Origin of the sequence: Mesorhizobium sp. INR15 (assembly GCF_015500075.1) — a bacterium.
Classification (GTDB): domain Bacteria; phylum Pseudomonadota; class Alphaproteobacteria; order Rhizobiales; family Rhizobiaceae; genus Mesorhizobium.
On sequence record NZ_CP045496.1, the window covers coordinates 4,441,580 to 4,463,016 of the forward strand.

Annotated in this window: 19 protein-coding genes and 1 pseudogene; 15 read left to right on the forward strand and 5 right to left on the reverse strand. The window is 59.9% G+C overall.

What is annotated here, in order from left to right; all coding sequences use genetic code 11:
• From GA829_RS21620 to GA829_RS21640, 4 genes are all read left to right on the forward strand, one after another.
• On the forward strand, positions 1-2,019 hold the full coding sequence (locus GA829_RS21620) for a hydantoinase/oxoprolinase N-terminal domain-containing protein (protein ID WP_195174682.1): 2,019 nt from the start codon (positions 1-3) through the stop codon (positions 2,017-2,019).
• Positions 2,020-2,283: 264 nt separating this feature from the next.
• Complete coding sequence (locus tag GA829_RS21630) at positions 2,284-2,622, forward strand: ArsR/SmtB family transcription factor (protein ID WP_195174683.1); 339 nt, start codon at positions 2,284-2,286, stop codon at positions 2,620-2,622.
• A gap of 27 nt (positions 2,623-2,649) precedes the next feature.
• The gene (locus GA829_RS21635) at positions 2,650-4,044 is read left to right on the forward strand and encodes an NAD(P)-binding domain-containing protein (protein WP_195174684.1); all 1,395 of its coding nucleotides are present in this window, start codon (positions 2,650-2,652) and stop codon (positions 4,042-4,044) included.
• Entirely contained in the window at positions 4,041-5,288 is a 1,248-nt protein-coding gene (locus GA829_RS21640; RefSeq protein ID WP_195174685.1) for an MFS transporter, read from the forward strand. Before GA829_RS21635 ends, GA829_RS21640 begins: the two co-directional genes overlap by 4 nt.
• A 121-nt stretch (positions 5,289-5,409) precedes the next feature.
• Here GA829_RS21640 and GA829_RS21645 read toward each other — a convergent pair whose 3' ends face one another.
• Together GA829_RS21645 and GA829_RS21650 are read right to left on the reverse strand one after the other, a co-directional pair.
• Positions 5,410-5,637: a conjugal transfer protein TraD gene (locus GA829_RS21645; protein ID WP_195174686.1), complete on the reverse strand. Its 228-nt coding sequence runs from the start codon at positions 5,635-5,637 to the stop codon at positions 5,410-5,412.
• Position 5,638: 1 nt separating this feature from the next.
• Positions 5,639-5,965, reverse strand: coding sequence for a conjugal transfer protein TraD (locus tag GA829_RS21650; RefSeq protein ID WP_195174687.1), 327 nt, complete (start codon positions 5,963-5,965; stop codon positions 5,639-5,641).
• A 172-nt stretch (positions 5,966-6,137) separates the two neighbouring features.
• Between GA829_RS21650 and traA the strand changes: the two genes are divergently transcribed.
• The gene (gene traA / locus GA829_RS21655; protein ID WP_195174688.1) at positions 6,138-9,185 is read left to right on the forward strand and encodes a Ti-type conjugative transfer relaxase TraA; all 3,048 of its coding nucleotides are present in this window, start codon (positions 6,138-6,140) and stop codon (positions 9,183-9,185) included.
• A gap of 128 nt (positions 9,186-9,313) precedes the next feature.
• The gene (locus GA829_RS21660; RefSeq protein ID WP_195174689.1) at positions 9,314-9,511 is read left to right on the forward strand and encodes a helix-turn-helix transcriptional regulator; all 198 of its coding nucleotides are present in this window, start codon (positions 9,314-9,316) and stop codon (positions 9,509-9,511) included.
• 359 nt (positions 9,512-9,870) lie between these two features.
• Here the strand turns inward: GA829_RS21660 and GA829_RS21665 are convergent.
• Positions 9,871-10,670, reverse strand: a pseudogene (locus GA829_RS21665) (IS110 family RNA-guided transposase); the annotation flags it as partial.
• 663 nt (positions 10,671-11,333) lie between these two features.
• Here GA829_RS21665 and GA829_RS21670 point away from each other — a divergent pair.
• From GA829_RS21670 to GA829_RS21705, 7 genes are all read left to right on the forward strand, one after another.
• Positions 11,334-11,630, forward strand: a complete 297-nt coding sequence (locus tag GA829_RS21670; RefSeq protein ID WP_195174690.1) for a hypothetical protein — start codon at positions 11,334-11,336, stop codon at positions 11,628-11,630.
• A 672-nt stretch (positions 11,631-12,302) separates the two neighbouring features.
• Positions 12,303-12,587, forward strand: coding sequence for a hypothetical protein (locus GA829_RS36775; protein WP_258051817.1), 285 nt, complete (start codon positions 12,303-12,305; stop codon positions 12,585-12,587).
• A 35-nt stretch (positions 12,588-12,622) separates the two neighbouring features.
• Positions 12,623-13,183 carry a DUF1036 domain-containing protein gene (locus GA829_RS21685; protein ID WP_195174692.1) on the forward strand — a complete coding sequence of 187 codons (561 nt, stop codon included), beginning with the start codon at positions 12,623-12,625 and terminating at the stop codon, positions 13,181-13,183.
• Positions 13,184-13,340: 157 nt separating this feature from the next.
• Entirely contained in the window at positions 13,341-13,670 is a 330-nt protein-coding gene (locus tag GA829_RS21690; protein WP_258051818.1) for a DUF1003 domain-containing protein, read from the forward strand.
• Between the two features lie 222 nt (positions 13,671-13,892).
• The gene (locus GA829_RS21695; RefSeq protein ID WP_195174693.1) at positions 13,893-16,256 is read left to right on the forward strand and encodes a caspase family protein; all 2,364 of its coding nucleotides are present in this window, start codon (positions 13,893-13,895) and stop codon (positions 16,254-16,256) included.
• A gap of 562 nt (positions 16,257-16,818) precedes the next feature.
• Positions 16,819-17,040 (forward strand): DUF768 domain-containing protein, encoded by a 222-nt coding sequence (locus GA829_RS21700; protein WP_195174694.1) that lies wholly within the window; start codon positions 16,819-16,821, stop codon positions 17,038-17,040.
• Positions 17,041-17,309: 269 nt separating this feature from the next.
• Positions 17,310-18,113, forward strand: a complete 804-nt coding sequence (locus GA829_RS21705; RefSeq protein WP_463671729.1) for an ATP-dependent DNA ligase — start codon at positions 17,310-17,312, stop codon at positions 18,111-18,113.
• Between the two features lie 490 nt (positions 18,114-18,603).
• Here GA829_RS21705 and GA829_RS21710 read toward each other — a convergent pair whose 3' ends face one another.
• Positions 18,604-18,804, reverse strand: coding sequence for a hypothetical protein (locus GA829_RS21710; protein ID WP_195174695.1), 201 nt, complete (start codon positions 18,802-18,804; stop codon positions 18,604-18,606).
• A gap of 180 nt (positions 18,805-18,984) precedes the next feature.
• Here GA829_RS21710 and GA829_RS21715 point away from each other — a divergent pair, with 180 nt between their 5' ends.
• Positions 18,985-19,170: a hypothetical protein gene (locus GA829_RS21715; RefSeq protein WP_195174696.1), complete on the forward strand. Its 186-nt coding sequence runs from the start codon at positions 18,985-18,987 to the stop codon at positions 19,168-19,170.
• A 92-nt stretch (positions 19,171-19,262) separates the two neighbouring features.
• Here GA829_RS21715 and GA829_RS21720 read toward each other — a convergent pair whose 3' ends face one another.
• Complete coding sequence (locus GA829_RS21720; protein ID WP_195174697.1) at positions 19,263-20,324, reverse strand: tyrosine-type recombinase/integrase; 1,062 nt, start codon at positions 20,322-20,324, stop codon at positions 19,263-19,265.
• A gap of 115 nt (positions 20,325-20,439) precedes the next feature.
• On the opposite strand from GA829_RS21720, the gene dusA reads away from it, so the two are divergent.
• The gene (gene dusA / locus GA829_RS21725; protein WP_195174698.1) at positions 20,440-21,435 is read left to right on the forward strand and encodes a tRNA dihydrouridine(20/20a) synthase DusA; all 996 of its coding nucleotides are present in this window, start codon (positions 20,440-20,442) and stop codon (positions 21,433-21,435) included.
• Positions 21,436-21,437 lie beyond the last annotated feature (2 nt).

Sequence of the window (21,437 nt, forward strand, 5' to 3'; positions counted from 1 at the left end):
ATGAACGCATATACGCACCAGCCGTCACCACTGTATCTGGGCATCGACACCGGCGGCACGTACACCGATGCCGTGCTCTGGTCGGAATCCGCAGGCATCGTAGCCAAGGCCAAATCGCTGACAACGCGGCACGATCTTGCCGAGGGCATTGCCGGCGCTGTTGACGCTGTTTTGTCCCAGGCTGCCATCGAATCCTGCGCGATCAAGCTCGTCTCGATGTCGACCACGCTCGCAACCAACGCCCTCGTCGAAGGGCAGGGCGGGCGGGTCGCGCTGGTGATGGTGGGCTTCGCTGAAGCCGATCTTGCCCGGAACGGATTGTCAAAAGCCCTCGGCTCCGATCCCGTGATCTTTTGCCCGGGCGGACATGACGTCCACGGAGATCCGCGTCAACTGGTGCTGGACGCTCTTGTGGCTGCGCTGCCGTCTCTCGCCGACTCGGTTTCAGGCGTCGCCGTGGCCTCCTATTTCGCGGTTCGCAATCCCGAACATGAGATCGCTGTACGTGACGTCATCCGCGAGCGTACGGGGCTTGCGGTGACCTGTTCGCACGAACTGTCGTCGAAGCTCGGCGGCCCGCGTCGGGCGCTGACCACGCTCCTCAATGCGCGACTGATCTCGATGATTGATCGCCTTATCGACGCCACCGAGGGCTTTCTGGCAAGACGCGGGATCGTCGCTCCGCTCATGGTCGTGCGCGGCGACGGCGCGCTCATTACCGCTGAATTCGCCCGCGCCCGGCCGATCGAGACCATCCTATCAGGACCAGCGGCAAGCCTGGTGGGGGCGCGGTACATGACCGGCATCGATGACGCAGTGGTGTCCGACATCGGCGGCACCACCACCGACGTCGCCGTCCTCGACGGCGGCCGCCTGCGGCTCGATCCGGAAGGCGCCACCGTCGGCGGAATGCGAACCATGGTGGAAGCCGTCGCCATGCGCACCTTTGGCCTCGGTGGAGATTCGGAAGTCTCGCTTCATGAGCGGTCGCTGACATCGACGATCGTGCTCGGGCCCCGTCGGCTGGTGCCGCTGGCGCTCGCCGCGGTGAAGCACGACGATGCCATATACAATGGCCTCAAGCGGCAATTGCTCCCTCCCAACACCAGCAGGCTGGACGGCCGTTTCGCGTTGCGCACGGGTTTGCCCGAGCGTCTAGCTGCAGGCCTGACGGTTACCGAGGCGCGGCTCTATGCTGACATTTCGGCAGTTCCCGCCGCGCTCGATCGGCTGCTCGTGTCGACGTCACAGGTCGCGACACTCAATCGCCTGGTCGCACGTGGTCTAGTGCATATCGTGGGCTTCACGCCGTCCGACGCGGCCCATGTGCTTGGCCGGCAAGGGAACTGGGATCCTGTCGCGGCTCGACTGGGCGCCGAATTGTTCGCACGCAAGCGCGACGGCCAGGCACATCGCGTCGCCAAGGGTGCTGAAGCTTTTTCCGAGATGGTTCTCACCGCGGTGACCCGACGTTCTGCCGAAGCCATTCTTGAAACGGTCTTTTCCGAGGATGGGATGGATGGCGACGTCTCGGTTGCCAATCCGCTGGTTCAGCGGGCGGTTGGCCGGCGCGGTGGCATGGCGCGGCTGTCGATCGCACTCGACCGACCGGTGATCGGCCTCGGCGCCTCGGCATCGCTGCACTATGCTGGTCTGCCGTATTTGATTGGCAACGAATGCAGCATTGCGGAACACGCCGATGTCGCAAACGCACTGGGTGCCGTCGTCGGGCAGGTGCGGATCTCGGCGGAAGCGCGCGTCAGCCAGCCGGAGATAGGGTTATTCCGCCTGAATTCAGGCGAGCGGCTGGACGACTATGACACCGAGGACGAAGCAATGGCGGCCGCCGAAGCCCATATTCGCGCCTTGGCGGCAGGTCTCGCCGAGCGCGCCGGGACCGACCAGGCACGGATCGAGATCGCACGGGACATAAGGGTTGCCACAATCGAAGGTGAACGCAGTTTCGTCGAAGCCATCGTCGTCGCGACTGCCACCGGACGGCCGCGCATCGCGTCATGACGCAGATCAGTTCTGCGCTGCGATGAAGCCTTCGTCCTACTACAACAGGGCTCGTCTACGTTATGGAGGAACTGATGAAGTTTACCCTGTTGCTGCGCGACCGTTCCGGATACCTGACCGATCGCCATTCCGAGCACGTCGATAGCGCCGAAGAGGTTGCTAACCGGGTCAACCAGCGGTCGATCTGATGTCGACGAAACTCCTATTTCGATAACTTTCGAAATTCGTTTGACCGATGTCCAAGTCGCGCCTATACATTTTTCCATGAAACTCGAACAAGCAGCTTCCCAACTCGAAAGCCTCGGCAATCCGACGCGGCTTCAGCTCTACCGCGTACTGGTTAGGGCAGGGGACGAAGGACTTCCGGTCGGCAGCATCCAGGAGAAACTTGAGATCCCCTCGTCGACACTGTCGCACCATCTCAAGCGGCTGGTCGATACGGGTCTCGTGACCCAGGAACGCCAGGCAACAACGCTGATCTGCCGCGCCAACTATCCAGGGATGAATGCGCTGATTGGCTATTTGGCCGACGAATGCTGTGCCGACGCAAAGTGTGCGCCGTCGGCCAGCAAAGTTATCGCCTGGTTTTTTTTGCCTGAATAATTCGAAGATGCTGGAAGGATCGAACAAGTGAACGACATCGCAAATCTCCCGGTGGCCGTCATCGGCGCCGGTCCCGTCGGCCTCGCAGTGGCCGCCCACCTGATCAGCCGTGGACTGAAGGTGAAGGTTTACGAGTCCGGTCCGCAAGCCGGTTCGAATCTTCTGGATTGGCGTCATGTGCGCGTTTTCACGCCATGGCGTTATTGTGTTGACGCTGTCGCCAGGCAGTTGCTCGAGGGCCATGGCTGGACCATGCCCGAGTTCGAGGCATTTCCCACCGCTGATGAAATCGTCGACCAATATATCGGTCCGCTCGCGCAGCTTCCGGAACTCGCACCGTCCATCGAAACCAATGCCCGTGTCATCGCCGTGTCCCGCTGGGGTGCCGACAAGGTCGTCAGCAAGGGGCGTGAACAGCGGCCCTTCATGCTGATGGTTGAAACCGCGACCGGCATGCGCCGGGATATGGCCCGCGCCGTCATCGATGCGTCAGGCACATGGCAAACACCGAACCCGCTGGGCGCAGGCGGCCTATCCGCTGAAGGCGAGAAGGAGTTCAGCGACCGGATTGCCTATGGCATACCGGATGTCCTCGGCCGGGACCGCCATCTCTATGCGGGTCGCACGACGCTCGTGGCAGGGGCCGGTCATTCCGCTGCCAATGCCTTGCTGGAACTGGCCAAGCTTTCAGAAAGCGCTCCAGGCACCTCTGCAATCTGGACGACACGCGGCACCGACTTGGTCCGGATCTACGGTGGCGGCGATGCTGACGCGTTACCGGCACGCGGAGAGCTCGGCTCCGAAGTCAGGGACCTTGCAGAAAGTGGCCGCGTCCGGCTTGTCACCGGCTTTGCCACCACAGCCATCCGTGAGGTTGACGGTCGCCTGCTTGTGGACGGGCAAACCAAAGATGGTCTTCAAACCATCGGTCCCGTCGATGCGATAATTGCGGCCACGGGCCAGCGCCCGGACCTCGCCCTGACCCGGGAGTTGCGGCTCGATCTTGATCCATGGCTTGAAAGCGCCAAAGCGCTCGGCCCGCTCATCGATCCCAACGAGCACTCTTGCGGGGACGTTCCCCCGCATGGTCACCGTGAACTCAGTCATCCGGAACCGGGCTTCTATACGGTCGGAATCAAAAGCTATGGTCGGGCACCGACATTCCTGCTGCTGACCGGCTACGAACAGGTCCGCTCCGTCGTTGCGGCGATCGCCGGCGATATGGCGGCGGCCGACGCGGTGAGGCTGGTTCTGCCGGAGACCGGAGTGTGCACGGTGCCGGCATTGGTTTTCGGATCATCGGCCGAAGGCTGCTGTGGTGGCCCGCCGCCTGTGGCGGCTGATGCCTGCTGTGTTGCGGACGCGCAAGCCAAGGAGAAGGGCAAGGCTGGCTGCGGCTGCGGCTGCAGCGCCGCAGCATGACCGCTTCGCCTCCGTCGGCCGCCGTCGCGCGTGGTCGTCGCACGATCATCACGACGCTTGGCGCGACGCAGATCATGGCGTGGGGATCATCTTACTATCTCCCCGCTGTCATCGCGCCGGCGGTCGCTGCGGACACAGGTTGGCCTCTGGCCTGGGTCGTTGGAGGCCTGTCTCTAGGATTGCTCACTGCGGGAGTCATCTCGCCGCATGTCGGGTCTTCGATCGAGCGGCACGGTGGCCGCAACGTTCTGGCATTCAGCGCCGGATGCATCGGGCTCGGCCAAATCGGGCTAGCGGTCGCTCCCACTTTGGCCATGTACACCATGGCTTGGCTGCTTATCGGCCTCGGCATGGGGGCGGGCCTCTACGACGCCGCGTTCGGGACACTTGGCCAGCTTTACGGTCATGGGGCGCGGTCAGCCATCACGACGCTCACCCTGTTCGGCGGTTTTGCGAGCACGATCTGCTGGCCGATCTCGGCCTTTCTGCTGGGGGAAATCGGATGGCGCGGCACCTGTCTTGTTTATGCCGCATTTCAGCTTTGCCTTGCCTTGCCGCTTTACCTTGTGATCTTGCCTCGCGGCCTGCCGCAACCGGCTGTCAAAGCCGCATCGAGTGGCGCGGTGACGCCCGCCCTCCAAACCGGCTCCAATCTCCTGGTTATGGTCGTGCTGGCCGCGACCCTGACGCTTGCCGCCGTGATCTCGTCGACCCTGTCGGTGCATTTGCTGACGATCCTGCAGAAGGGCGGCATGACACTTGCCGCGGCCGTGGGGCTTGGAGCCCTCGTCGGTCCCTCCCAGGTCGCAGCGCGGACGATCGAGATGATGATCGCACGCTTCCATCACCCGATCTGGACCAAGTTCGCCTCGGTAACCTTCGTTGCGATTGGTGTTTCGGCGCTCTGGCTCGGCATGCCGATCGTCCCGTTGGCACTCGCGTTCTATGGCGCGGGCATCGGACTTGAATCCATCGCGCGTGGCACGCTGCCGCTCGCGATGTTCGGCTCTAATGGCTACGCCAAGCTGATGGGTCGCCTTGCCATGCCGAGCCTGATTGCCCAAGCGGCCGCGCCCTCCCTTGGTGCGTTACTTCTGGAGCGCTTCGGCGCTCACGGTATGCTGGCAGCACTTTCCGGCCTGGCGCTGATTAACGTTGGCTTGGCATGCGCGTTGGGATGGCTGGTGTTCAGCCGAGGGAATCTTCAGGCCAAACCGCGAGAACCTATCACAAGCACCCACTGAGCGATTCCTCGGTCGGAAGAGCACGAAGTCTTTGCGATTCACCGGCGGTCGCCTGCCAGGAAGTATCGTCCCTGCAGGTCGGGTCAGCACCTCGATCAAACCACGGCCTCTTTGTCGAAGTTTATTCATGCCGTTCCGCATCGAACCGCTGCTTTCCCTTCGCGACCCATGATCGTTGTGCTTGCTCGCCTTCATGACTTTTGAGCTTGCCGGCGATCCAGAGAAGCGCACCGTATATGGTGGCGCGATCATCGGCGGTCAAATCAACGATGCCTGCCTTGACGACGAGACCGCCAAGTTCGATCAGATGTCGGGTGCGCTTGCGGCGCTCCCCCTGCCAGGTGCGCATGTCATTGCGAGCCAGAGCCGCCTGCCGGCGATTGTGTGCCGCCCGGTTGCGCTGGAACGCTACGTCGGTTGCGCTGAGATGCCGGAGCAGTTCGCCGGGAGCGGCTCTCGAAAAACATCACTCCACGCTTGGCCCATGCCTCACGCTTTGAGGTGTCTTTCGTCTCAGCGATTGCGACCAGCGCGCCTGCCAGTTCGTCGGCGCTGAGTTGATCGGCGCCGGTGGCGATCACCAGCTCGCCAAGCTGCTGCACCTTTCGCGTTTTGAGTTCTCGCGCCTTGTCGTCCAGCGCCTTCAGTTCCGCGTCAAAGTCCCGTGGTCTACGCATGGCCATCTCCATCTGACGTCAATGCGGCGATGATAGTTGAGCGTCCGCCGGAAGGCTTCGGGGTTGCCGAGACAGCCCGGGACGGGCTGGTCCATCCCGAGAATTTTTCGAGGGAGGGCGCGCTTATACGTCGTGCCGACGTGGGCTTTGACGTGCAAATGATCTGGTCGCGATGGCGATCTATCATCTTCACGTCAAGGTCATTGGCCGCAAGGCAGGGTCAAGTGCTGTGGCATCCGCCGCCTACCGCTCGGCCTCGCGGCTGCGTGACGAGCGGATCGAACGCAGCCATGACTTCTCGGCCAAGCGCGGCGTCGTCCATTCCGAGGTGATGCTGCCGGAGAATGCGCCTTGCGCCTGGAGCGACCGCGAACGGCTGTGGAACGATGTCGAGGCCTTCGAGGTGCGCAAGGATGCCCAGCTTGCCCGCGAGGTGGAGTTCGCCCTGCCGCGTGAACTCAGCCAGGCACAGGGCATCGAACTGGCGCGCGACTTTGTTCAGGCCGAGTTTGTAACCAAGGGCATGGTCGCCGATCTCAATGTGCATTGGGACAGGGCAGAGGATGGCAGTCCAAAACCGCATGCCCATGTCATGCTGACCATGCGCTCAGTGGACGAGAACGGTTTTGGTCCGAAAGTGCGCGAATGGAACCAGACCGAGCTGGTCGAGCGCTGGCGCGAGCGATGGGCGGAGCTTGCCAATGAGCGGCTTGCCGAACTCGACATCGACGCCCGCATCGATCATCGCAGTCTGGAAGAACAAGGCATTGCCCTGGAGCCGCAAACCCAGATTGGTGCACCGGCGCAACGCATCGAGGGTACGGGCATTGACGCTGGCGGCATTGAGGCAGATCGCGCCGAACTGCACCGCGAGATCGCGCGCAACAATGGCGCGCGCATCATTGCGGATCCAGCCGTGGCGCTGGACGCCATCACGCATCAGCAATCGACCTTCACCCGAAAGGACATCGCCAAATTTTCGCATCGGCACAGCGACGGAATGGAGCAGTTCAACAAGGTGGTGGCAGCCATCAGTAACGCACCCAACTTGGTCGAACTCGGCATGGACGGACGCGGAGAAGATCGCTTCACCACGCGGCAGATGATCGACACCGAACTGCATTTGCATCGTGCGGCGGAACGTATGGATTTGGACGAGCGACACGCGGTGAGTGACGCACATCGTGACGCAGCGCTGGCGCGGGCTGCGCAACGCGGGCTTATCCTTTCGGGCGAACAAAGCGATGCGCTTGCGCATATCACCGATGGTCGAGGTCTAGGTGTCGTCATCGGCTTTGCAGGAACCGGCAAGAGTGCAATGCTGGGCGTAGCGCGCCAGGCGTGGGCCGCCGCAGGTTATGAGGTTCGCGGCGCCGCGCTCTCAGGCATTGCGGCCGAGAATCTCGAAAGCGGATCGGGTATCCCGTCTCGCACCATCGCCAGCATGGAACATGGCTGGGGACAGGGGCGCGATCTGCTCACCGCGCGTGATGTCGTGGTGATCGACGAGGCCGGCATGGTCGGCACGCGCCAGTTGGAGCGCGTGCTCTCCCATGCGGCGGACGTTGGCGCAAAAGTCGTCCTCGTCGGCGATCCGCAGCAGCTGCAGGCGATCGAAGCTGGCGCTGCATTCCGCTCCATCCATGAGCGTCATGGTGGCGTCGAAATCGGCCAGGTTCGTCGGCAGCGCGAGGACTGGCAGCGCGATGCCACGCGCGATCTGGCAACCGGCAGGATCGGCGCCGCGATCAGCGCCTACGACGCCCAAGGCATGGTGCATCAGGCTGCGACGCGCGACCAAGCGCGAGGTGAACTCGTCGAGCGCTGGGATCGCGACAGGCAGGCCCATCCAGAGGCAAGCCGGATCATCCTCACCCACACAAACGACGAGGTGCGCGCTTTGAACCAGGCAGCGCGCGAGCGCATGCGCGCTGCGGGAGATCTCAGCGACGATGTTCAGGTGAATGTTGAACGAGGTGCAAGGGCCTTCGCCAGCGGCGACCGTGTCATGTTCCTGCGCAACGAGCGCGGGCTTGGCGTCAAGAACGGCACGCTTGGTGTGATCGACGAGGTCAGTGCGCAAAGCATGACCGTTCGCACCGACGACGGCAGGTCGGTGCGCTTCGACCTGAAAGACTATGCCCATATCGACCATGGCTATGCCGCGACCATTCACAAGGCCCAGGGCACGACGGTTGACCGCACCCATGTGCTCGCGACGCCGGGCATGGACGCGCATGGCAGCTACGTCGCCCTGTCCCGCCATCGAGACGGGATGGACCTGCATTACGGCGGCGACGACTTCGCGACACGGGACCGGCTCGTCCGCACCCTGTCGCGCGAGCGCGCCAAGGACATGGCGTGGGATTACGAGCAAGCCGACCCGGCGCAACACTATGCCGAGCGGCGCGGCATCACTTTTCGCGAGCGCGTGGTCGAGATCGTGCGTCGCATCGTTCCGGAGAAGCTGCGCGACAAGCTCGGCGGGCTGCTGGACGGATTGCGCTCGCCCGCAGACGCCGAGCCCAGCCAGGACCGTGGGCACGGGCCGGGAAGAGAAAATGTTGGAGCGCAAATTGCAGAGGCCGGTCCCGCGCCTGAAAGAGAAGCTTCCGCCAGGGGAGCGCAACGCGAAACGGATTTGCAGGTCGACCCAGAAGCGGCGTTGCGCCGCGCGCGCACGAACGCGCTTGTTCGTCACGCGCGCGCACTCGATGTTGTTATCCAAACCGGAAATGCGCACGGTCAGGGCACTCCCGAGCAGATGCGCGAATTGAGGGACGCCCGCGGCGCGTTCGAGAAGGTTCGGCCGCATGGTTGGCGCGATGCCGAAGCGGCCTACGCGAAAAATCCCGAGCTGGTTCGTGAGGCCGGCGCCGGCCGCGTCAACCGCATCGTGCTTGCTCTCCAGCTTGAAACGGAAATCCGCACCGGACTGGATACCGACCCGGGCCGCCGCGCCGACCGTTTCGTGGAACGTTGGCAGAAGCTCGACCGCACGGGCCAGCATCAATACCAGGCCGGCGACATGTCCGGCTACAAGTCAACGCGGTCGGCCATGTCCGACATGGCCAAAAGCCTCGAACGCGATCCGCAGCTTGAATCCCTCCTTGCCAACCGCAAGCACGATCTTGGCATTCATACCGATTCCGGCCGTAACCTCGCCTCGGAACTCGCATTCAGCCATGGCATCGGTAGGGGCCGTGGCATTGGGATCTAAGCCATGCCAATTTGCCGCCGTTTCCACGCCGCAGGCAGCCGAAGCGACAAACATGATTGTCTCTAGGATCGGTTCGTCGTGTCTATCCCAACAGATACCGGCAACAACCAGTGAGAAGCAGGCGCGCTATGTCCGAGCCGGATCGTATAATACGCCTCAGAACCGTCCTTGCCCGGACTGGCCTGTCCCGTTCAACCCTCTATCGCAAGATCGCCGAAGGGACGTTCCCGGCTCAGATCAGGATCAGCATAAACGGCGCTGGCTGGCGTGAATCCGATGTTAATCGGTGGATCGCCGATCCTCTTGCATGGCACACCAGAGCATGAGGAAAGGACAGCGGCTAATGGCGGTCGAATGGCACGTTGCTGCCACCGTTGAGCACTTCTCTATGAGGCAAGTTCAATGACTGGAAAGGGGCCGTGTATGGACAGTTCTCCGTTGGCAAGGGGGTCTTTGAGCTTTGCATTGCTGGTTGGTGCGGCCATGTAACCGACCTGTAGGTGCGGCCTTCCATATGCCGCTGGCCATAATGCCATTCGCGCGGCTCAGGTCCCGATCGAAAGCTCGCACTCGAAGTGCACGGCCCCAGTGGGTTTTTCCTGATCCGGCGGTTTCAACCGGCTTTGTGCATTAGCTCCTGTCCGCCCTTTCCAATTTCGTCGGCGACTGCTCGCCTTGTCTCAGTTTAAGCGATGACCGGCTCTCTGTAGCGCTCGCCGTTCGTCATCAATGCCCAAACCATCCGGGTGGTCTTGTTGGCCAACGCAACCGCCGCAACCTTGGCTGTTCGCCGCGCCATCAACTGCACGAGCCATGGCCTCCTGGTCCCGTTGCGCTCGGCATAGCGGATGACCGCCATCGCACCCACCACGAGCAACTGTCGCAAGTAGCGATTGCCGGCCTTGGAGATGCTGCCAAGCTTCTCTTTTCCGCCACTAGAGTTCTGCGTCGGCACGAGTCCGATCCAGGCCGACAGAGCGCCCCGACTTGAACGCATGCGCATCGGTGACCGTAGCCACGAATGCACTTGCCAGCAGCGGGCCGACGCCTGGGATTTCCATCAACCTACGACCAAGCTCGGTCTCACGCGCATTCGCCCGAACCCGACGACGTTCTCGAGGATCTGGGCATAGCCGCGCGTCAGCTGGTATCCTAGTCTCGTTCTCGTCGTTGACGACCACGAGCAGTTGCTCAATCTCATTCCGCCCGATCGGCGCTACGATCCCGAACTCGGATAGGTGTGCCCGCAACGCGTTCGATATCTGCGTGCGCTGGCGGTTGAGCATCAAACTGGAGCCGGTGCAGCATCATCACACTTTGCTGCTCGGGTGATTTCACAGGCACGAAGCGCATGGTCGGCCGAGTGACCACCTCGCAGATCGCCTCTGCATCTGCGGCATCATTCTTCTGCCGCTTCAGATAAGGCTTCACATACTGTGCCGGCAGCAGCCGCACATCATGGCCACGTGCAGTCAGTTCTCTCGGCTTTTGGAAGTGATTCCCCGCTTCCGACAGTCTAACCACGCACACGCTTTGCGGAGCTCGGATCATGGCTGATTCCGACCATAGAACGATTATGCCTTTCGTCACGAATGGCAGCAATACGGCGCCGAACCGGTTGCCGGATGCAGAAAGGAGCGTTATCTAACCGTTTATCGATTTACAGTGTTTGCACGAACGTGGATAATTCCATTGATTGTCACAGTTTTTGCGTTGCTTGTATTTTATAAAATGTATTATGTGTATAATTTTCGGCTATATGCGCTGACGTAAGCTGCTTTTCCTTTTTTTGGTCGCCAACATACTATGATGCCAACACCGCTTCGCAGCTAAATATTTATCAAATTCATACACATTCGACAGTTAAAGATATAATATTCTACTCGATTCCTGTGGGCTTGCGAGTCTTATTTGCATTCTGTGGCTATTCTGGAGAATATATAGAGATGTGTCCGATAGGGGTGTCTATTTCCCCGGCGACGATGAGAGCGGAATTGCGAATTTACGCAGCAAATTTTTGGCTATTACACTGCTTATTACATCTACGTCATTTATATTATTCCTTTTCTTATCTTTCATCTTCGAGAATTCGCAATCTGTGCTATCAGTATCTTTATATGACGGAGTTGTTGTGTATACGATAAAGAGATGTCTTCTAGTTTCTTCCGGATATTGGTTGCTTGGATTCTCGTCGATTTTGTTGTCAATGAGCATTCGGAATTCGCGTCAATACTGCGCAGGAGGGGAAAATATATGAGTGAGGAGCAAAAAGAGCATGCTGAATTCGCCAGCTTTGCTCTCGCTGCAACATTGGCCTTTGATGATGCAAGCTGTTCTCCGATCGGCGATGTGGAACGAATGACGCGATCCTGGGACCAGAGGGTTAGCAACGCGCCTGTGTCCACGAAACCGGCAGCAGGCCAAACCGACGCTGACCAAACCTAAGGCTACCAAACGTTCGTCGATCTGTCGTCAGTCAGGGTCGCCGCAATCTAACGCCCGGATGATTGCCGTTCGTGAATTCCACACCGTCTGCCTCAAGAACGGCACGGATTTTGTCCTGGGTTTCAGCAGACACTGCAGCGACGCGCCCACTGTCGCTCTCACAGCGTTTTACCGTCGGAATAGAAACGCCAGCCCGATTGGCAAGCTCCGATTGTGACAGACTTATCAAAGCTCGGGCCGCCCTCATTTGTGCTGCTGTCACCAATTTCTGTTGATCCCTTTAGATCATTGCGCTATGGTCCGAAGGTATCAGTGGATACCCTTGGCCTGTTGTCGGGGGGCGGCTAGACGCAGTGTTGACGCACCGTGCCTAGCCTGACCACGCCAAAGCTGTCTGGAGCTCGGATCATGGCTGATTCCGACAATAGCACGACTTTGTCTTCCGTCACCCGCGAGACAGGCTGTCGGGCGAACGTGCATCGGGCTGGTAGCTCGGACGAAGTGGACCCTGCTTTTACGCTTCTAAGCGAGTGGGTGAGGGCGCAGGATGCTTCACGAATTCTGTGTCGTCTCCAACAGCGTTTGGAGAGGCGCGTTCTCGACGCAGCGCACCGGGAAGCGACGGAGGAGAGGGCTAACTACTCAATTGCATGTCGGGCGGAATTCGAGGCTATGACGGCGGTTTTGAAACTTCAGGACAAACTGCCTCAAACGCCTGCGTTGTCGCTTCTTGGCATTGTCGCCAAGCTCGAAATGATCGCAGGAGCAGATCGCGAAATCGACGATCCGACAGACTTTCCCTGGCCGCATATAGCGTCTGTCCTTGATGACTTGAAGGAAATCGCCGGGAGCCTGCCATCGGAGCGGCCCGACCGATCGGCCGTTCATGCAGACTGTAGGCGCTACCAGGCGATGGCGGCCGATCTGGTCTCTCTTGACTCAAGGGAACGACAGTAGGACTGTTGGGGTAGCTCCGTTCCGATGGTGTCCGCATGTCCGCTTCACGACGTGTCATTTCGGTTCTAACGCTGGCCCTTACCTTGCCAATGTTTGCAGAGCACGCCTCTGCAGAGATCAAGATATGCAATAACTTCCCGCAAACGGTTTACTTTTCTATAGGTTATGATCAGCCGGGGTATGATTCGTTCATGTCTCGCGGGTGGCTTGTACTGGCTCCCAATGGTGGCTGTGACGAATTCGATAGCGCGCTCCACCTTTCTGTGTTTTGGTATTATGCAGAAACCAATGCTTACTACGTACGCAAGCACGTCAAGAATACAAATACTTGGGGATCTGTGCGCCCAGATAAACAGTTGTGGGTCGCCCGAAACTCTTTTAATATAATCGATAATCCGGGCATGAAACGTCCCTCCGACCCGGGCGCTAAATTGGTTGGTTTTGCCCGGTCACTGGAAGCCAGTGGTTCAGAATTGAATGAGACGCTCACGATCGAGGCGGATGGTATCAACGTCTCGCAGAGCATCAGCAGCAATACAAACACCGACACCAATACCGCCGCCAAGCCAGAGGCCCCCACCAACACTAAGAAATAGCTTTAGCTCAGCATCGCGGTGCCGCGGCACACGTCAAATGAGATCAACGAGATAACGGCAAAATCCGCCCGGAGAGATTCGCCCGCTTCTTCGGCACGCTAACCTTCCTTATCGCACCGCGATCGTCGGTGCATGGATCCTCGTCGACATACTCGGCGTGACCCAGTTCGACGTTTACCCCTTTATTGTGCTGAACCTCGCATTCAGCCTTCAGGCCGCCTATGCGGCGCCAATGAATTTGCTTGCGCAGACGCGCCAGTCAGGCAGCGACAAAGCGCACGCCGAAGCTGATGCATTGCATCGCGAGTATCTCGCACGCGCCAGTGACGAGCGGCTGGCTCTCGCTGCCCACCAGACGACTATGCTCGTCGATCTGGTGAGGCAGAACACCAAGTTGACTGAGACGATCAAGGCGCTCACGGAGCGTGTCGAGACCTTGACGACCGAAGTCCACAAGCAGGTGATTGCTTCGGCATCGACGCCATAGCCGACCCGGCCACGCCCGATCACGTTCCGTTCCCTAAAGGCCCAATGTCCCGCCCCTCGGGTGGAAAGAGCGAACTGCGCCGCAGAGCCGCCTTGTTGCGACTTTCTAAACGTTGCAATCCAGAAACAAAATTCTACGCTCTAGAAATACCGAGGACAAAATTTGAGAGCGATAATCACTGTCACGGCGGTCACTTTCGCTCTCAATCGATAGGTAGTCGAAATGTGGAATATCTCGAAATACCTCATCTTCTTCTTCACTCTGGCCGCCTTCGCGTTCGGGTCGACGGCCGGGGCGCTGGCGCAAGGCGAAAAACGCCTTGCCTTCGTCATTGGCAACGCCGCCTACCCCGCTGGCGTGCTGGCGACGCCCGCCAATGATGCGGGTCTGATCGCTCAGACATTGCAGGCGGCGGGGTTCGACGTGGTCGGTGCGCGCGATGTCGACCAGGAATCGCTGCGGGGCGCCTACCGCGATTTCCTCGCCAAGGTGACAGCAGCCGGTCCAGACGCGGTGGTGTTTGTCTATCTGGCCGGACAGGGTCTGCAGTTTGAGGGTGAGAACTATTTTGCGCCCATCGATGCCCAGATCACAAACGCCGCAGACGTACCGATGGCGGCTGTGCGGGTTTCCGACCTCATCAAGCCGCTCGCCGCGCTGCCGACGAAGGTCAACATCGTCGTGCTCGACGCGGCGCGGCCGAATTCCTTCGCACGCTCGAACCAGCCGCTGGCCGGCGGCCTCGCTTTGGTCGATCCCGACCCGAACATGCTGATCGCTTTCAACGCGGCGCCGGGTACGGTCGCGCCGGAAGGCAAGGGACCGTATGGTGCCTATGCCCAGGCGCTCGCCGAAATGATCAGGGATGGCGGGCTACAACTGGGCGACGTTTTCGACCGCACGCGGCTGCGCGTCAACGACGTGACACAGGGCGCGGAGGTGCCCTGGAATGCCTCCAAGATCACCGGTCCTTTTGTCTTCTTCGACCGCGGCCCCGATGCTCCGGGGCCACAGGTTTCGGCCGACGAGGTGCGGACAAACCGGACCAAGGAGATCCGCGACTTCGATGCGCATGACGCCTACATCGCGGCCCTCGATCGCGACACGATGCGCGGCTACGAAGATTTCATCGTCGCCTATCCGCACGACCCGATGGCCAGGCGCGTGCGCGCCATTCTGGCGGCGCGGCGGGAGGCGATCACCTGGCGCCAGACCTGGCTCAGGGATACGCCCGAAGCCTATTGGTCCTATCTCGATCGCTATCCGCACGGCCCCCATGCCTGGGATGCCCGCCGACGGCTCGAGCATTTCGACGCCGCGCTGGAGCCGCCACAGAGTTTTGCCGTCTATGATTATGACGTGCCGCCACCGCCGCCCGAAGAGATCGTCTATGTCGACCGGCCCGTGCTCTATTTCGACGACCCCGAGTTCGACTTCGATCCGCCTCCGCCCGTAACGGTGATCTTCCTGCAGCCGCGGCCGCGCGACTTCATCGAACTGCCGCCACCGCCGCCGCCGGCCGGAATCTTCCTTCTGCCGACGCCTGTCTTCGTACCTGTGCCGTCCTGGGTGAATCCGCCGCATGACATCTTCCCGCCGCCGAACGACGTCATCTTCAACAACATCCACAACACCACCATCGTCAACAACACGACGATCAACGAGAACAACAACCAGGGCGATGGTCTCACCACCGGCCAGAAATTGACTGCCGGCGCCGTGGGCCTTGGCGCGGCCGCGCTGGCGACGAAGGTGGCGTTGCCGGCCTTCCTGCAGAAAAAGGAGGCCGTGCTGTCCAAGCATAACGCGGACGGCCTGCCGGTGAAGCCGGGGCAGGGTGGCCAGCAGCCGGGCGGTGCCAAGCCGCTGTCGAAAACACTGCCTGCCGACAAGCTGACAGGCCATGCCTTGCCCGGTGCCGACGGCAAGACGCTGCCGCTCGTCAACGGCAAGCCGGTGCTGAATGGACAGAACCCGCCCAACAACTCGAACCTGCCCATGAACAAGTCCAGGAAACTCCTGAACAAGCAGGGCACGGCAGCTGGAAACGCCGCGACCGACACCCCGGTGGTGAACGGGCAAAACGGGGCCAATAGCCAGGGTCAGAGCGGCATAGGCAAGACCGGCAAGGACGCCAAGTTCCGCAAGATCCGGGGCGCGAACGGCAAGCCTGCGGCGAATGGAGTGAACAACCCATCGGCGCTCAGTGGAGAGAAATCAGGCCAGAACCCGCCCAACGGAAAGTTCAAGAAGCTTCACAATCAGGGCAGCGGTCAGACGAACGGTCAGGCCAATGGGCAAGGCAATGGGGCCAAGGCCAATGGCAACGGGCTGAAAGTCCAAAAATTGCCTGCCAACGGAAACAGTGGCGGCAATGTCCAGCAGAAATTCAAGGTCAACAACGGCAATCCGCAACTGAAGGTGCTGGAACAGCCGAAGCCGCAGAGGCCGGAGTTCCACGCCCAGCCGAAGCAGCAGATGCAGCAGGTGCAGCGGCAGGCACAGCCAAGGCCACCGCAGCCGAAGCAACAGCAAGGTGGCAAGAAGCCGGTCTGCGGCCATCCGGGCGAGCCGGCCTGCAAATAGGCCGGGCTGCACTCAAGCCGCTTGACGCGTTGGCTTGCTTCAAACGAGCGGTTCGGGTGCCCAACTAAACACCGTTTGGCAGCATCTCGTCACCCGAAAAAGCTAACCCGAAATGATACCCGCCCGCTGGCTCCGGCCGGCGGGCTTTTGCTACGCCAGTGTGGCTGCCATGCGCTTGACACCGGATCGAAATGCAACAATTTGGGGTTGAGGGTAGAGCTAGGGGATACATTATGAAGAAGATCTATATCAAGCCGACACTCGAAAAGCGGGATCGGTTGTCCAGCGTTACGGCTGAGCAGCCCATTTCGTGGACGATGAACGCCTGATTTCCATAATTATTATCAATCAAAATCGAGCAGATCACATGAAAAAGATATACCAGAAGCCGGCATTTTCTAAGCGGCAGCGACTTTCGACCGTGACGGCTGCAACGAACAATTCTCAGGTCAAAGTTACGTAATTACGATTGCTGCCCACAATTCTACATGGCCCGCTGCCGAAAGGTGGCGGGCCGTTTTGCATTTTGGAACCGACGGAGGGTTGCGAGCTTATTTCTGCCATGAGCACACGCGGCACCGACTTCCTCCACGAATGGCTGGGTGAAAACCTGCCAACAATGACCGGGCCGGATATCATCTCGGTCGCGGACGCGATCCAGAGGATGACGCGTGCTGCGAAACTGCGCGGCATCGGGATGGAGGAGATTGAGGAGGAAACCGGCAGCGTTTATGAAACGGTGCTCGATGCCATCATGCACAATGAGCCGGGCTCGCCAGAGTGAAGGGGCGACCTAAAAAGCAGGTTGGTCCGCCATATGTTATCTAACCGCCGCCTCTGCACGGCTTGCCCTTTCTGGCGGTTCTTCTAAGGCCGGACGGCTCCGTTGTCGCGCGCCCGTTCTTCTCAATTAAGAGGCCGTCGCCTTCAACAACTCAGCCTCGCAACTTCCGACGAACTGACACTTCGCATTTTGGGAACCATTTCAGCGCAAGCTAATTTAATCGCGGTTTGCGGGTTCTGTGCATGCGATTGAAATTCATCGAGCCTTTGATGCCAACGCTCGCGGAGCACCCGCCCGAGTGCGATGACTGGATTTACGAAATCAAGTTCGACGGCTATCGCTCCCAGATCCTTCTCGACCACGACGTATGGATATTCACGCGCAATGGCCTCGACTGGACGGCCAAATATAGTGACCTTGCCGGCGCCGCAAAGCGGCTTGGGCTCGACAACGCGATCATCGACGGTGAAGTCGTGGTACTCAACGAGGCAGGCCTGTCCGATTTCGCAACACTGCGCAAGGCGATTGCACGCCGGCAGCACGACCTCTATTTCGTCACCTTCGACCTTCTCCATCTCAACGGCCATGATCTGCGCGACATGGCTCTGGAGGACCGTCGCGAGGTTCTCGAAGGCATCATCCAACCGGACAGCCACGTCCAATTCAGCCAGGCGTTGCCAAGTGAGGCGAAGGCGATATTCGAACTGGTCGACAAGGCTGGTGTCGAGGGCATCGTTTCGAAACGGCGCGAAAGCAAATATCGCAGCGGCCGATCGACGAACTGGCTGAAGATCAAGAGCTACGCGGTCGAAGAATACGACCTGCTGGGCGTCGAGCGCGAGATGGGCAAGCCGGCGTTCGCACTGATGCGGACAGAAAGACAGGCAAGTACGTCGGCTCGGCCTTCCTCAATACCAGCCGCGCGATCCGTGAGCGGTTGTGGCACCGCGTCCAGGCCAATGCCGACGGAATGGGTCAAGCCCGGCACGATCATCGGCCGCGTAAAGAGCTTGCGCGGCGAGGATGAACTGCGGCACGCTTTATTTCAGGATTTTCGGGAGGAATTGGAATGAGCCCCACGGATCCGCCAATTGAGCGACGATCCCATTCTCGGGAGATCGTGCTAAAGGATGCGATCATCGTCACCGAAGATGCGAACATCCCTTGCTCGGTCAGCAACCAGCACGCCCACGGCGCGGAACTACGAGTGAGGCCAGGCACCGTCGTTCCTGACCGGTTCGTCCTACATGTACCTGCGGATGAGGCGAGTTATCGTGCCGTAGTGCGGTGGCGGAAGAACGAGCGCCTAGGGGTGCAGATTTATTGAAAGGCGAACTCAAATGGCGGTCGCTAAAAAGGACCAGGAGCGCGAGACATACGCTTCTATGTACGGGGCTCAAGCCCGCAAGGACGGAAAGGAACGCGCCGTCCCCGACTTCTGGCAAGAGCAGGCCGGCGCGTGGCTCGACGGCTTTGACGGGAAGTCGGCGCCGGGCTCAAGAACAAAGCCCGTCGGCGACCAGTTGGAGGCCGAGCTTGATGAGGCAGCGGTTATTGAGCCGTCTAGGAATGCGACCGCTGGCCAATAATGCTGCCGATCATCTCTTCGTCGGGCTCGTTATCGGCCAGTTCCATCAACAGCCGTCTGGCCTGTGCTGCCCAACGGTCCTCTGGGATAGCTAATTCAACAACCGACTTTATGAAGGCCTCACGAACGATATCAAAATCAAGTGCGAACAGCGGATAGCTTTGGTTCTGGTTCATGGCGGAGCTCCTACGAAACCTGCAGTGCTCAGGCTGATGAAAATGGAGTCATATGCTCTCTCAGCCGCATGACGCAAGGGCATTCTGATGTACGTTTCTAACCAAGTACATTGCCAACGTTCCACGAGGAACTTTTGTGAGCCTTAGCCATTTTACCGGCCTTCGATGATGGAGGCTCATTTGACCCAGCGCCGTGTCGACAAAGAAAAAATTGAACGCGCCACACGAGAGGCGAAAATCGCCATTGAAGGTGAGCGCTTGGTTCGAGAAGCAAAAACAGCGCGACTGCGCCAGCAGAGGTTGGCGAGGGAAAAAGCAGAACCCAGCGCTAAGCGACTATGGCCCAATGAGGACGTGCAGGGTTAACTTCCTGCATAAATGGATGAACGAGATGTCCCCCGACATCGGTCTGCAAATCCAGGCTTGATGGTTGACTGCTGCTGCCACTCCTCAATTAGCTATGCAGCCTTCGTCGCGTGGATAGTATGAAGCATCTCCGGCTTTAGATGCGTGTATCGTCGTAGCATCTTCCAATCTTTGTGCCCTGTGACCAGCGCGACCTGTTCAATCGTGAACCCAGCTTCAAACAGGCGACTTGTCCCTTCGTGGCGCAAGTCATGAAAATGAAGGTCCTGGATGCCAAGGCCAGCGCACCCTCGGCGGAAGGCGGTGCCGACTGACCGATGATTGAAAGGGAAAATTCGATCATCGTCGTTGCTGCGCCTTTCGCGCTGCTCCTCGACAACCGCCCAAGCATCGTATCCGGTTGCAGCGAACAGCGGTATGCGCTGATTGTTCCCCTTCTTGTTTCGAGGATCTTTTCGGTCGCGGATGAGCAGCATCCGCATGCGAGAATCGACGTCAGACCAACGCGCTTTGCAAATCTCCTCCTGGCGCATGGCCGTAGCAACGGCAAAACGTATAATGCGATCAACAGGCGCTATCTGCCTAGGATTTGAATTGAAGTGGGCGATGAGCCTGTCGATCTCATCTTGGCTGGGCCTCCTGTCTCGCTCGTTCCCTTTACCGACAAGGCCAAGTCTTGTCAGAGCGATACGCGCCAGGTCGACCGGTTCGACCTTGACCGAAAGACCGTGAACTGCGGCGGCATGAGACAGGACGAGTTTTATAAAGCCGATGTCGATACCAAGAGTCATCGGCCCGGCGCCCTGGGAGGCACGTTCGCGGCCGAAACGAATGAGGCGCTCGCGATCAAGAGTTGCGACGTTGCACTTCCCCAGATGTCTTTGGAGCATATTGAGGGCTGCGGCCTTGGAGCGGCGAGGGGACTTGCCTACATCGCTCATGTCGCCGATATGAAGGTCGATGAGGTCGCCGAAAGTTTTCAGGCGCGCTATACGGGACTTGGTCGGCGTCTCACCGCGATCGACTTGGCGCTCGGTTTCGGTCGCCCAGCGCCGTGCGTCGCCTCGGCGCAGGAAGGTCTCGCTGACGTAGCGACCTTTGCGACGGACCTGGACACGCCAGGAACCGGACGAGAGCTTTGTGTAGGTGGCCATTTTTTCGTGTGCGCTCCATGTGCACTGAGAGATCGAAACGTGGCGAAAAGGGTCGTATTCTGGCGTAAATTCGTGTGCACTCGGCAGGTACTAACGATTTGATGTTAAAGAAAAAATGCTGAAAAATCAAGATCATAGAGTGGCCGTGGCCCCGATGATGGACTGGACGGACCGGCATTGCAGGTTCTTCCATCGCCAACTGACCAGCCGTGCGCTGCTCTATACCGAGATGGTGGTGGCCGATGCCGTTATCCACGGTACGCGCGAACGGCTGCTCGGCTTCGATGACGCGGAGCATCCTGTAGCGCTGCAGCTCGGCGGCTCCGACCCGCGGAAGCTTGCCGAGGCGGCGCGGATTGGCGAGGCCTTTGGCTATGACGAAATCAACCTCAATGTCGGCTGCCCATCCGACCGTGTCCAGTCGGGCACATTCGGCGCCTGCCTGATGAAGGTGCCGGTGCTCGTCGCCGATTGTGTCGCGGCGATGAAAGCAGCGGTGAAAGTCCCGGTCACGGTCAAATGCCGTATCGGCGTCGACGAGCAGGATCCCGAGCCGGCGCTCGATGCGCTCGCCGATGGTGTTTTCGATGCGGGCGCGGATGCGCTGTGGGTGCATGCGCGCAAGGCGTGGCTGGAAGGATTGAGCCCGAAGGAGAACCGCGACATCCCGCCGCTCGACTATCAGAGGGTCTATCGATTGAAGGCCGGAAAACTGAACCAATTCATAGGTATCAATGGCGGAATTCAATCCATCGAGGAGGCCCGTCGCCACATTGATCAGGTCGACGGTGCCATGCTCGGCCGCGCTGCCTATCACACGCCAGGCATCCTGGCTGGCGTCGATGCCGCATTCTACAACGGACAGGCGGAAGCGTTCGATTTCGCCGGGCTGATCGACACCATGGCAGGCTACGCGGCGCGGCATATCGAACAGGGTGGGCGGCTTGGCCATGTCACTCGTCACATGGTTGGGCTGTTCCACGGGCTTCCGGGCGCTCGCCGTTATCGGCAAATCCTGTCCACCGATGCAACCAAACCTGGCGCTGGGCCGGATGTGCTTCGGACGGCTTTTGCCGCCTTGGATTTGAATGGCGCTGCCGAAGCTGCGTGATC